The sequence below is a fragment of the Candidatus Ornithobacterium hominis genome (assembly GCF_951229915.1).
Lineage (GTDB): Bacteria > Bacteroidota > Bacteroidia > Flavobacteriales > Weeksellaceae > Ornithobacterium > Ornithobacterium hominis.
Window position 1 is genome coordinate 360,584 of record NZ_OX579588.1, and the last position, 12,857, is coordinate 373,440.

General features: G+C 37.4%; 10 protein-coding genes. 7 read left to right on the forward strand and 3 right to left on the reverse strand.

Annotated elements, in window-relative coordinates:
* Positions 1–21: 21 nt before the first annotated feature.
* From dusB to xerA, 4 genes are read left to right on the forward strand one after another with little or no spacing between them, the layout of a single operon-like run.
* The gene (gene dusB / locus QOX03_RS01685) at positions 22–1,020 is read left to right on the forward strand and encodes a tRNA dihydrouridine synthase DusB (protein ID WP_283671249.1); all 999 of its coding nucleotides are present in this window, start codon (positions 22–24) and stop codon (positions 1,018–1,020) included.
* Between the two features lie 35 nt (positions 1,021–1,055).
* Positions 1,056–1,481 (forward strand): deoxycytidylate deaminase, encoded by a 426-nt coding sequence (locus tag QOX03_RS01690; RefSeq protein ID WP_119056978.1) that lies wholly within the window; start codon positions 1,056–1,058, stop codon positions 1,479–1,481.
* A gap of 4 nt (positions 1,482–1,485) precedes the next feature.
* Positions 1,486–3,075 (forward strand): S41 family peptidase, encoded by a 1,590-nt coding sequence (locus tag QOX03_RS01695; protein ID WP_283671250.1) that lies wholly within the window; start codon positions 1,486–1,488, stop codon positions 3,073–3,075.
* Complete coding sequence (xerA, locus tag QOX03_RS01700) at positions 3,050–3,943, forward strand: site-specific tyrosine recombinase/integron integrase (RefSeq protein ID WP_353616904.1); 894 nt, start codon at positions 3,050–3,052, stop codon at positions 3,941–3,943. Before QOX03_RS01695 ends, xerA begins: the two co-directional genes overlap by 26 nt.
* Positions 3,944–4,155: 212 nt before the next feature.
* Here the strand turns inward: xerA and rpsO are convergent, their stop codons facing one another.
* Entirely contained in the window at positions 4,156–4,425 is a 270-nt protein-coding gene (gene rpsO, locus QOX03_RS01705) for a 30S ribosomal protein S15 (protein ID WP_119056976.1), read from the reverse strand.
* A 311-nt stretch (positions 4,426–4,736) separates the two neighbouring features.
* Here rpsO and metK point away from each other — a divergent pair, with 311 nt between their 5' ends.
* Complete coding sequence (gene metK, locus QOX03_RS01710) at positions 4,737–5,993, forward strand: methionine adenosyltransferase (RefSeq protein WP_283671251.1); 1,257 nt, start codon at positions 4,737–4,739, stop codon at positions 5,991–5,993.
* Positions 5,994–6,083: 90 nt separating this feature from the next.
* Here metK and QOX03_RS01715 read toward each other — a convergent pair whose 3' ends face one another.
* On the reverse strand, positions 6,084–6,977 hold the full coding sequence (locus tag QOX03_RS01715) for a GYDIA family GHMP kinase (RefSeq protein WP_283671252.1): 894 nt from the start codon (positions 6,975–6,977) through the stop codon (positions 6,084–6,086).
* Positions 6,964–7,839, reverse strand: a complete 876-nt coding sequence (gene fabD, locus QOX03_RS01720; protein ID WP_283671253.1) for an ACP S-malonyltransferase — start codon at positions 7,837–7,839, stop codon at positions 6,964–6,966. Before fabD ends, QOX03_RS01715 begins: the two co-directional genes overlap by 14 nt.
* A 129-nt stretch (positions 7,840–7,968) precedes the next feature.
* On the opposite strand from fabD, the gene QOX03_RS01725 reads away from it, so the two are divergent.
* Both QOX03_RS01725 and lon read left to right on the forward strand, forming a co-directional pair.
* Positions 7,969–10,284 carry an inorganic phosphate transporter gene (locus QOX03_RS01725; protein WP_283671254.1) on the forward strand — a complete coding sequence of 772 codons (2,316 nt, stop codon included), beginning with the start codon at positions 7,969–7,971 and terminating at the stop codon, positions 10,282–10,284.
* A gap of 150 nt (positions 10,285–10,434) precedes the next feature.
* On the forward strand, positions 10,435–12,852 hold the full coding sequence (lon, locus tag QOX03_RS01730) for an endopeptidase La (RefSeq protein WP_283671255.1): 2,418 nt from the start codon (positions 10,435–10,437) through the stop codon (positions 12,850–12,852).
* The last annotated feature ends 5 nt before the right edge of the window (positions 12,853–12,857 follow it).

Consider the following 12,857-nt stretch of genomic DNA (forward strand, 5'->3'; position numbering starts at 1 on the left):
GATTAAATTTGCAGCAAATTTATGATTAAAATAGGAAACATAGAATTGCCTGATTTTCCGTTGCTTTTGGCGCCAATGGAAGACGTGAGCGACCCACCTTTTAGAAGAGTTTGCAAAGAAAATGGTGCAGATTTGATGTATTCAGAGTTTATATCCTCAGAAGGCTTAATCAGAGATGCTATTAAAAGCAAGCAAAAGCTTGACATTTTTGACTATGAACGCCCCGTAGGGATTCAAATCTTTGGTGGAGATGAAGAAGCGATGGCCTCATCGGCTAAAATAATAGAAACCGTACAGCCAGATTTGGTAGACATTAATTTTGGTTGCCCTGTGAAAAAAGTGGTATCCAAAGGTGCGGGAGCTGGCGTTTTAAAAGATGTAGACTTAATGGTGCGGCTCACCAAGGCTGTGGTGAGTTCTACGCATCTTCCAGTGACGGTAAAAACGCGCCTAGGTTGGGATGCAGACTCTATCAATATTCATGAAGTGGCTGAGCGATTGCAAGAGGTTGGCATCAAAGCTTTATCGATTCATGGGCGAACACGTGCGCAAATGTACAAAGGAACAGCTGATTGGGAGCCAATTGCGGCCGTGAAAAATAATCCCAACATCGAGATTCCAATTTTTGGGAATGGAGATATTGATAGCCCACAAAAAGCAGAAATTTATAAAAATAAATATGGGATTGATGGCATTATGATAGGTCGAGCAGCTATAGGGAATCCTTGGATTTTTAAGGAAATCAAGCATTTTTTGCAGACTGGCGAAACGCTACCAGAAGCTGGCATTGAAGAGCGTATTGATGTCGTAAAAAAACACGTGGAATTTAGCTGCGAGTGGAAAGGCGAAAGGCTAGGGCTACTGGAGATGAGAAAACATTATAATAATTACTTTAAAGGAATACCTCATTTCAGGCCGTATAAAAAAACATTGGTAGAACTTCTAGATTTATCTTTAATTTTAGAATTATTGGAAGAAATTAAAGATTTTTATAAAGAAGAAAATTTTGAAAGGCTTTAAAAAAAAATATACTTTAAATTTATTACTTTTAGACAATGAGCGATTCAAAACAGAAAAAATATGATTTAGCCTATCTTCGAATGGCACAAGAATGGGGAGAGTTGTCTTATTGCAAAAGAAAAAAAGTAGGAGCACTGATTGTGAAAGAGCGAATGATTATTTCAGACGGGTACAATGGGACTCCCAGTGGATTTGAAAACGCATGTGAAGATAATGAGGGGTATACCAAATGGTATGTGCTCCATGCTGAAGCCAATGCGATACTAAAGGTAGCATCTTCTACCCAAAGCTGTGAAGGAGCAACCTTATACATCACGCTTTCGCCATGCAAAGAGTGTAGTAAATTAATTCATCAATCGGGAATCAAGCGTGTAGTCTTTTCCCGAAAATATTCAGACACTTCGGGACTTGAATTTTTAGAAAAAGCTGGAGTGAAGATAGAACAAATAGATATTTTATAATAATTTGAAAGGCTTTAAAATTCTCAATTTTTTACTAATTATTCTCGCCGTTATTTTGCTGATTTTGCTCGGCTACCACCTCGGGAAAAATTATGATATAGCCATAGATGAAAACGATGACTATATAACGATTTCTTATTCCATCAATGAGCAAAAAATGAGAAGATTGATGAGTTTGATAGAGCATCAATATGTTGATGATTTAGATACCGATAGTTTGGTAGATAGAACCATTGACTTCATCATGGAAAATTTAGATCCGCACAGCATGTATATCCCCAAGCATAATTCAGCTGGGAATTTACAGAGTCTGAACGGGCGCTACCAAGGTATTGGTGTGGAATTCTATAGCCCAAAAGATACCGCCGTCATTATCAGAATTTTATCAAACTCGCCTAATAAAGATAAATTGTTTTTTGGAGATCGATTATTGGCAATCAATCAAAAAAATGTTATAGAACAAAATGTAGATAGTATACCAGCCTACATTGAGTCAAATCCTGAAAAAAATATAGAGCTTAAAATTTTACGCGGAGGGGAAATTTTGAAAGTCAATGTAGATAGAGGAACTATTTCTTCGCCCAGTGTTGTAGATTTTTATATGATAGATGACCGTGTAGGCTATATCAAATTGATTCGATTCGTAGACTCTTCTTACGATGAGTTTCACCAAGCCATTTTAGCCTTAAAAAAACAAGGCATGAAAAGTCTAATCTTTGATTTAAGAGGGAACGCAGGAGGGCTGATGAGTGTGGCTGAAAAAATCACAGATGAATTTCTCAGAGAAGATCAGCTCATTGTTTTTACTCAAGACAAATCGGGGAAAAGATCTTATAGATATGCAACTGCCAAAGGCGACTTTGAGCAAATGCCGCTTTACATTTTAGTAGATGAATCATCAGCATCAGCAAGCGAAATTGTTGCCGGGGCAATTCAAGACCAAGACGCCGGTACCATCATCGGCAGAAGAACCTATGGCAAGGGATTGGTGCAGAAAGAAATCAGCTTGGGAGATGGCTCAAAAGTTCGATTGACCACTGCTCATTACTTTACACCAACGGGACGTTCGATACAGAAACCTTATGCAATCAACTCAGAGGAGTATAAAAAAGATTTATCTAACCGCTTCATGAGAGGAGAATTTTTTAGTTTAGATAGCATTAAAAAAATAGATTCACTCAAATTCAAAACACCAAAAGGAAAAATCGTGTATGGTGGCGGAGGCATTATTCCAGATGTTTTTATTCCGCTAGACACCCTGCGCCTGAAGTATTTGGTTTATACTCAGGAATTTGAACAGGCTTTGAGTCATTTTATTTTTAAAAATTTAGACGAAAATTTATCAAAGTTTAAAAAAATTAAAAAAGAACATTTTGTCATCTTTTATAATGCAGATGATTTGGCACTGAAATTCATTCAAGAATCCAACACAGTCAAGCACCCCTTTGAGCCAAAAGATAAAGATTATTTGGCAACTTACATCAAGGCACGCATGGCAGAAATGTTGTATGACCAAGAGACCTTTTACCGCGTTTGGCGTCATCAAGATGAAATTATAAACAAAGCTTATGAAATTGCTCATGGAATGGAATGAAGCTTTAAATGAATTTTTAATTTATTTAAAATTAGAAAGGAATCTCTCCCAAAATACAATAGAAAACTACAAAAGAGATGTAAGAAAACTCATGCAATTCTACCCCGATAAGCACCCTACTGAAATTGATATTGATGAGGTGCGTGAGTTTAATTACCAAATGAGCAGGGAATTAGCTCCCACTTCACAGGCACGATTGATTTCGGGAGTGCGGAGTTTTTTTGATTTTTTAAGGCTTGAAAAAAAAATTATAGAAAATCCTACCGAACAAATAGAGAAGCCGTCCGTGGGTAGAGAAATTCCTGAAACTTTAATGTTAGAGGAAATCAACAAAATCATTGCAGCTGTTGACGTGAGCCAAAAGCATGGACATAGAAACCGAGCTATTTTTGAGACTTTGTACGGATGTGGATTGCGTGTTTCTGAAATCACAGCATTAAAAATCTCTGATTTATTCTTCGAAGAAGATTTCATCAAAGTTTGGGGGAAAGGGGGGAAGGCCAGGCTGGTGCCTCTGGCAGCGTATACCCAAAAATTAATTAAACTTTATCTAAATGAGGCTAGACGGCATCAAAAAGTGAAAGAGAAATTCTCAGACCATGTGTTTATCAATAACCGAGGAGAAGCTTTGACGCGCGTGATGATCTTTACTCTTGTAAAGAAATATACAAAATTAGCTGGAATTCAAAAAAACATTAGTCCGCACACGTTTCGTCACAGTTTTGCAACGCATCTTTTAGAAAACGGAGCAAATCTCAGGTCAATACAGCTGATGTTGGGTCACGAAAGCATTATGACGACGGAAATTTATACGCATGTGAGCCGAGAACATCTACGTGCTACGATAGAAAAGCTGAGATATGATTGAGTGTTTGGTTAGAATTTACGCATTACAGGTGAAATTTCATCAGCCATGAGAGCCATTCGTTGAATTTCATAAGCAGTGAAACCCGCTGTATATTCAGAAAATAAAAGGGAAAGAAACATTTACAACAGAAGAAAAATGAAAGGCTTTAAGTCTTAAAAAAAATGGCAAATTTATTTAAATCTGCCATTCAAAAAAATCTATGAAAAATCAATTTACTTTCTGATACCCAATTCTTTAATAATGTTACGGTATCTCTCGATATCGTTTTTAATGAGGTAATCAAGTAAACTCTTTCTTTTACCCACCAATTTCACCAAAGACCTTTCGGTATTAAAATCCTTTCTGTTCTTTTTTAAATGTTCAGAAAGATGGTTGATGCGGTAAGTGAATAGCGCAATTTGGCTCTCTGGCGAGCCCGTATCGTTAGGGCCTTCACCATGTTTTTCAAAAATTTCTCTTTTCTTTTGTGGATCTAAATACATTCCAATATTATTTAAATGATTATTATGTACGACTTGGCAAATATAGAACAAAATTTTTTAAGGCTTAGAAAATTTTCAAGAAAAAAAGAGAAGAATCAAAAAATAATAAAAACAGATTTAAACTCTCAATCTACCTAAAGCAAATAATTTGAGAAATTTTTGGTTTAAAGGAAAGAAAAGAATTATATTTGTAGCCTAAAAATAAAATGAGGACAAATTTGACGGGTTGCAACCTCTCTAAAAAATGCTAATACGAAAACTTCATTTTTTTATTTTGCACCCCGCTGATTTTTCTATTAATAGTATAATTTATGTCATATTATTTTACATCAGAATCAGTATCAGAAGGGCATCCAGATAAAATTGCAGACCAAATTTCTGACGCCATTTTAGACCATTTACTAGCCTTCGACGCCGAGAGCAAAGTCGCTTGTGAAACTCTAGTGACTACAGGGCAAGTGATTTTAGCAGGGGAAGTGAACTCTAAGGCTTACGTTGATTTACAGCAGATTACACGTGGTGTTATTTCCAAAATCGGTTATAATAATAGTGAATTAAATTTCTCTGCCGAATCTTGTGGGATTTTATCAGCAATTCACGAGCAATCTTCAGACATTCGCCAAGGTGTAGACCGCGAAGAAAAATTACAGCAAGGAGCTGGTGACCAAGGGATGATGTTTGGCTACGCCACGCGTGAAACCGAAGATTATATGCCGCTGGCGCTAGATTTATCGCACCGACTGATGATGGAACTTGCCGACGTGAGAAAAAATGGTGAGGGGATGGAGTATCTTCGCCCTGATGCCAAAGCGCAAGTGACAGTAGAATACAATGATGATAATCAACCTGTTTCTGTGAAAACGGTAGTGATTTCTACGCAACATGACCCCTTTGGTGATGATGAGGCCATGCAACAAAGAATCAAAAGAGATATTATCCAATACATTATTCCGCGTGTTTTGCAAAAATTGCCAATAGAATTACGAAACCTGTTTAATACCGAAACCGAATACCATATCAACCCAACTGGCAAATTTGTGATTGGTGGCCCACATGGCGACAGTGGCTTGACGGGAAGAAAAATTATTGTAGACACTTACGGAGGTAAGGGCGCACATGGTGGCGGAGCTTTTAGCGGAAAAGACCCGAGCAAAGTCGATAGGTCAGCCGCTTACGCAATGCGTCATTTAGCTAAAAACATTGTCGCAGCAGGGATTTGTGACGAAGCATTGGTGCAAGTTTCCTATGCAATAGGCATGGCCAGGCCAATGAATTTATTTATTAACACCTACGGGACTAGCAAGATTGTAGAGAGTGATGCAGCATTAGCAAATCTTATTTTAGATAAATTTGACTACCGCCCTTATGCTATAGAGCAACGTTTTAAGTTAAGAAATCCGATTTATCAAGAAACGGCATCTTACGGCCACATGGGTAGAAAACCACAAAGCGTGAAAAAAACTTTTATCGGCAATGGTGGAGAAAAAATCGAAGTAGAAGTAGAACTCTTCACGTGGGAAAAATTAGACATTACCGATGAGCTAAAAGGTTTAGTTCAATTTAAATAAAAGTGAGAATTTTTTAAGCCTTAAAAAAACTTCAAAATGAATTAATTAAAATCGATTTTGAAGTTTTTTTTTATAAAATTTATAGAAGCTTTATAAAATTAATTCAGAGTAATTAAAAATCGTTGAGAATCCTTTTTCTGAAAAATAATTTAAAGCTTCTTTTTTTCCTGTGACTAAAACAAAATCGCCGCCCCAGCCTCCTAAACTTTTTATAACTCCACTGGAGTAGTTAGGAAATAGCTTTTGCTGAACAGGCTCTTCCCCAATCTGTTGGCTCACGATTTCCTCGTGTTGGCATATCAACGTCTCAAATTCAGATAAATTTTGAGCTTTTGTGATTTTCTGTGTTAAAAGAGAAATTTCTTGAATGAAGCTTTCATTTTTTTCTTTTTGACGGTATAAATTGATGGAATCTCGGCTATTTTGTTTTTGATTTAGATAAACAAAATAAATCAAATCTTTAAACGGCGGATCAAAACTCACGGGCTGCGCATTTCCATTCTTGAAAATAAGAGGTTTATGAGCCGTGGCACAGGCAACATCATACCCACTCCCACCGAAGGTTTTATTCAGGAATTGGTATGGATTGACTTCAGCCCATTGGGCTAATAAACTGATTAAAGTCGAGCTACTGCCCAGCCCCCAGTTTTTATCAAATTCTAAAAAAGTTGAAATTTTTAAGCCTTTTAAAAATAAATTTTGGTTTAAATTTTTTAAGGCTTTTAAAATTCCTTCAAGAGATTTCGCAGGTTCAGCATTATTGGCTTCTATCAAATTGAGATTTAAATCATAGCGTGCGGTAAACCAAACTCTCTGATTTGGCAAATAAGCCTCCCAGCTCAGGGAGTCGTTTTTGCAACTTTTGATTCTCATTTTTTGCCCCAACTGCAAGGGTAGGCAAAGCGCTTCAGCTCCGTCCAAAACGGCGTATTCTCCCGTTAGCAATAATTTCCCGTGAGCATAGAAACTTTTAGTTGATACCACTGATTTCTACGTTTCTGTTGATTTTTTTGATTAAACCTTGCAAGGTTTTGCCAGGGCCGATTTCCACGAATTCTTCCACACCATCAGCTATCATATTTTGCACGCATTGCGTCCAGCGGACAGCTCCTGTTAATTGACTAATTAAGTTGTTTTGAATTTGGGTAGGATTGGTAGTGCCTTTTGCGGTGAAATTTTGATAAACGGGGCACACAGCTTCTTGGAATTCAATGTTTTTTATCGCCTTAGCCAAGTCATCTTCTGCTGGTTGCATTAGCGGAGAGTGGAAGGCTCCGCTCACGGGAAGAATCAAGGCACGTTTTGCGCCGATTTTCTTTAACTTTTCACAAGCTTGTTCTACTGCTTTGGTTTCGCCAGAAATGACTAATTGGCCTGGGCAATTGTAGTTTGCGGGGACGACAATATCTGCTACATTTTGGCAGATTTCTTCAACTTTTTCATCTTCCAATCCTAAAATTGCAGCCATTGTAGAATTTTGTTTTTCACAAGCAGCTTGCATGGCATGAGCTCGTTGGCTGACTAAGCGTAAAGCGTCTTCGAAATTCAAAACATTAGCCGCCACCAAAGCACTGAATTCGCCTAAAGAATGCCCAGCAACGGCAGAAGGTTTTTCTGAGCTGATGAATTTTAGTGCAGCAATGGAGTGTAAAAAAACGGCTGGTTGGGTGACTTTAGTTTGCTTTAGATCTTCGGGGTTGCCTTCGAACATGATTTTTTGAATATCGAAACCTAATAAATCTTTAGCTTGTTCAAACAGGAGTTGAACTTCTTTTGATTTTTGATATAAATCTTTGCCCATTCCAGTAAATTGAGCTCCTTGACCTGGGAAAACAAATGCTTTCATAAATTTCTTTTTTTATAAATATTGGCAATATCCAACTTTTATTTAGAAACAAAAATTAAATTATACATTAATTTAACATTAAAGCTAGCAAGAAATTTTATTTTTGCATTTGAGTGTTAACATAAATTTATGGATCAAATATATATCATCATTGTCGGTCTTTTGTTTTGTTTAGCCTTTTTTGATTTGGTTGTGGGGGTGAGTAACGACGCTGTAAATTTCTTGAATTCCGCAATTGGGTCTAATGCTGCAAAGTGGAGAACGATCATGATTATTGCCTCTGTGGGGATAATGCTGGGAGCCATGACATCTGGCGGAATGATGGAAGTAGCCCGAAAGGGGATCTTCAATCCGCAGTATTTCTATTTTAATGAAATTATGGTGATATTCTTGGCAGTGATGATTACGGATATCATTTTACTAGATGTGTTTAATACGTTTGGGATGCCGACTTCTACAACGGTTTCTATTGTGTTTGAAATTTTAGGAGCTTCATTTGCGCTTTCTGTAATCAAAGTACTGGAAGATGGTTTGCCGATGAATATTTTATTTAATCATGATAATCCTGAGGCTGGCATTACAGGCTTTATGAATTGGGAAAAAGCGGGCGACATTGTTTATAGCATTTTACTTTCAGTTGTTATTGCATTTACGGTAGGAGCCTTGGTGCAATTCATTTCTAGATTTTTCTTTTCATTTAGGTATGATAATCGATTGAAATTTGCTGGCTCTATCTTCAGTGGGGTAGCTTTTGCCGCGATTTTATATTTTTTGATTTTTAAAGGAATGGGTTCTGTGGTGAAGGATGTAGACCCAAATCAAATGAATTTATTTCAGCAAAATTTCAAGTATTTCTATGATTGGGTAGCTATAAATATTCCAGTATTTTTGTTCATTACTTTCATTATTTCAAGTATAACTCTGTTTTTTCTTCAAAAATGGCATGTCAATCCCTTGAGAATGGTGGTACTATTTGGTACTTTTTCTTTAGCCATGGCGTTTGCAGGGAACGATTTAGTTAACTTCATTGGCGTTCCTATAGCTGGGTGGCAGGCATTTAACCTATGGAATCAGTCAGCAGCAGCACCGACTGATTTACTGATGACTGGCCTGGCAGGAAAAGTTGCGACACCTTATTTTATGCTTTTAATGGCTGGCATTGTTATGTCTCTGACGCTTTGGTTTTCAAAAAAAGCAAAAACAGTCACGGAAACTGAAATTAAACTAGGAGCGCAGTCTGAAGTAGCAGAAAGATTTAAACCGAATTATGTGGCAAGAGCTATTGTGAACAGTTCTTCAAGTATAAATAAAGAACTGATAAAGGTTTTGCCCGCTTCTTTGATTGCCCGACTAAATCTTAAGTTCACTGCAGTAGACGTGACTGAAAATGAGAAAGCTGTAGCTCATTTTGACTTAGTGAGAGCTTCAGTCAATTTAGTGACAGCTTCGGTATTGATAGCCATTGCAACAGATTTGAAGCTGCCGCTTTCCACCACGTATGTTTCCTTCATGGTAGCAATGGGTACTTCTTTGGCCGACCGAGCTTGGGGGAGAGAAAGTGCAGTTTACAGAGTTGCCGGGGTGATGAATGTAATTGGCGGATGGTTTTTGACTGCCCTCACGGCCTCTTCTGTAGCCGCTTTGTTTGCAGCAATCATGTACTATGGCGGGATTTATGGTATATCATTTCTAGCTTTATTAGTTGTATTCAGTATTTATAAAACTTCAAAACTTCATACCAATAAATTAAAGCGAGATAAATTATCTGAAACTCGAGAAGCAATTAATTATAAAGATGTAAATGAAACCCTGGGGCTACTGACAGAAAATGTGGAAAGCTCTTTGGGCGAAATTAAACGAACGCTTGAGTTGACAAATATTGGAATTACCAAAGAAAACCGAAGAGCACTCAATGATGCCAATGATAAATTAAACGACCTGAATTTGAAATATTCCATGGTGAAAAATGGCCTTTTTAAAATCATCAAGAAAAACCATTCCAACGAGACAACTTCAGCTCATTTATATGTTTTGACTTACGATTTGATGCAAGATATTCTACAAAGTTTAACCCTAATTGTAGAATCCGCTACCGTGCATGTGAAAAATAATCACAAACCACTTACTAAGGAACAATGCAAGCATTTAGGTGTCATCAAATATTTATTATCTGACTACTTGACGTATTTGAGAGAAACGATAGCGGCCAGAGATTTTTCTGATGCACGATTGGAAGAACTCATCACTAGGAAAAATAATTTCTTGAGAGAAATCGAAGAAGCTACCAGCCAGCAAATCAACGGTATTATGAACAAAAAATATGGCTTCAAAAACACATCTCTTTATTTCACACTATTACTAGAAATGAAGGATTTAGTCGCCGTAGCAGCTCGCTTCTTAAAACTCTACACACGAATTTCTAAAGAAGGTAAATTGACAAAATAGCAGTTTCCGTTTAATTGGTATTGAATTTGTCTTTACACGTTTCATATTAAATTGAAACGATTTAAATAATTTTTTTAAGCCTTTGAAAATTAAGCAAATAAAATTTTTAAAGTTTAAATTAATTCGAATATTTTATTAGTAGCCCATTTCATGAAAATTGACAATTTGACATTTCAAGATAACATTACAGAAGATTCTGAATTCATTCCATTGCTTTCAGAGGAAGAAGAGCAGCAATTACTCAATACAGATGTACCTAATGTATTAGCTATTTTGCCACTAAGAAACACAGTTTTATTCCCGGGCGTGGTAATTCCTATCACGGCAGGGCGAGATAAATCCATTCACCTTCTAAAAGAAGCTTACGCCAAAAAACAATATATCGGGGTAACTTCCCAAAAAGATGTGAAGCAAGATGAACCTGAGCAAAACGATATTTCAAAAATCGGTACAGTTGCCAAAATTCATAAAATGATAAAAATGCCAGATGGCAACACAACTGTTATTCTACAAGGCTTAAGAAGATTTAAGATTATTGAATTCATATCAGAAGACCCCTACTTCAAAGCCGAGATAACATTACTTTCAGACAAAAAACCAAAGAAAAACGATGCAGAATATAACGCCATTATTGATTCCATCAAAGATGTAGCGATTCAAATCGTGAAAAACAGCCCCAACTTGCCTTCAGAAGCAAGCTTTGCGGTGAAAAGCATTGAGAGCCCCTCATTTCTAGTCAATTTTGTGAGTTCCAATATGGATTTGAACATGGAAGACAAGCAAAATTTATTGAATGAATCTTCTATAAAAGAACGAGCCACAAAAACTTTACGTCACTTGAATTTTGAGCTTCAGAAATTAAAGCTTAAAAATGACATCCATTCCAAAACTAAATACGAGCTAGACCAGCAACAGCGCGAATATTTTCTTAATCAGCAGATGAGAACCATTCAAGAAGAATTGGGTGGAGGATTCAGTAGCGACCAAGAAATTCAAGAATTAAGACAAAGAGCGAAGAATAAAAAATGGGGCAAGGAACCACAACAATACTTTGATAAAGAGTTGAAGAGAATGGAGCGTCTCAACCCGCAGATGCCAGAATTTTCTATTCAAAGAAATTATTTGGAATTCATGCTTGACTTGCCTTGGCAAAAAGTTTCTAAAGATAAATTAAACATCAACTACGCCAAGAAAATTTTAAACCAAGATCACTATGGCCTAGAGAAAGTCAAAGAGCGAATTTTGGAATATTTGGCAGTATTGAAATTAAAAGGAGACATGAAGTCGCCAATTCTATGCCTGTACGGCCCACCTGGTGTAGGGAAGACTTCACTCGGTAAATCCATTGCACGGGCGCTCCAGCGCGAGTACCAGCGCATGTCGCTAGGGGGGGTACATGATGAGTCAGAAATTCGTGGTCACCGCAAAACTTACATTGGAGCAATGCCAGGGCGAATTTTACAAAACATCAAAAGAGCTGGCGTTTCAAACCCCGTTTTTGTGTTAGATGAAATTGATAAACTCGGGCGTAGTAATCAGGGCGACCCAACTTCTGCCATGCTAGAAGTTCTAGACCCAGAGCAGAACACGACATTTCATGATAATTATTTAGATCAGGCTTACGATTTGTCTAACGTCATGTTCATTGCCACGGCTAATGATATTTCAAACATTCCGGCTCCACTGCGAGACCGAATGGAAATGGTGCAAGTCAATGGCTACACCGTTGAGGAAAAAGTGCAAATTGCTAAAAAACATCTGTTGCCCAAGCAGCTAGAAGATCATGGTTTGGCGAAAGATTTCATCAAGATAGGGAAGAAGGAGTTAACCTTTTTGGTAGATGGGTACACACGAGAGTCTGGTGTGCGTATGCTAGATAAAAAGATAGCTTCGCTGGCACGTTTCATTGCCAAGGATGTCGCAATGGAGAAAGATGTTGACCCTAAATTGACGAGAGAAAAAATAGAGGAAATTTTAGGCCCCCCGCAGGAGTCTAATAAATATGAAAATAATGATGTTCCTGGGGTTGTAACCGGGCTGGCTTGGACGAGCGTGGGCGGAGATATTTTATTCATCGAATCCATTTTATCAAAAGGAAAGGGAAATCTGTCTATGACGGGGAATTTGGGTAAAGTCATGAAAGAATCAGCTCAAATTGCTTTAGAATACGTGAAAGCTAATCACGAAAGCTTTGATATTCCGCTGCAAAAAATAGAAGAGAGCAACGTGCACATTCATGTTCCAGAGGGTGCTGTACCCAAAGATGGTCCTTCGGCCGGAATCACAATGCTTACAAGTATTGTGAGTACATTCACCCGCAGAAAAGTTAAAAAAAATATTGCGATGACAGGCGAAATCACATTGCGGGGGAAGGTTTTGCCAGTGGGGGGAATCAAAGAGAAAATTCTAGCAGCAAAACGCGCAGGAATCAAAGAAATTATTTTGTGTGAACAAAATCAAAAAGACGTTCAAGAAATAAATGAACAGTATTTAACGGGTTTGAAATTTCATTTCGTAAACCGAATGGAAGAAGTTTTGGAAATTGCTCTACTGAAAACAAAGGCATAAACAAA

What these genes read in the sequence shown, in the direction of transcription:
- xerA (WP_353616904.1), top strand. Translation starts at nt 3,050, where the DNA reads ATGAAATTGCTCATGGAATGGAATGAAGCTTTAAATGAATTTTTAATT.
- lon (WP_283671255.1), top strand. Translation starts at nt 10,435, where the DNA reads ATGAAAATTGACAATTTGACATTTCAAGATAACATTACAGAAGATTCT.
- dusB (WP_283671249.1), top strand. Translation starts at nt 22, where the DNA reads ATGATTAAAATAGGAAACATAGAATTGCCTGATTTTCCGTTGCTTTTG.
- metK (WP_283671251.1), top strand. Translation starts at nt 4,737, where the DNA reads ATGTCATATTATTTTACATCAGAATCAGTATCAGAAGGGCATCCAGAT.
- QOX03_RS01725 (WP_283671254.1), top strand. Translation starts at nt 7,969, where the DNA reads ATGGATCAAATATATATCATCATTGTCGGTCTTTTGTTTTGTTTAGCC.
- rpsO (WP_119056976.1), bottom strand. Translation starts at nt 4,425, where the DNA reads ATGTATTTAGATCCACAAAAGAAAAGAGAAATTTTTGAAAAACATGGT.
- QOX03_RS01690 (WP_119056978.1), top strand. Translation starts at nt 1,056, where the DNA reads ATGAGCGATTCAAAACAGAAAAAATATGATTTAGCCTATCTTCGAATG.
- fabD (WP_283671253.1), bottom strand. Translation starts at nt 7,839, where the DNA reads ATGAAAGCATTTGTTTTCCCAGGTCAAGGAGCTCAATTTACTGGAATG.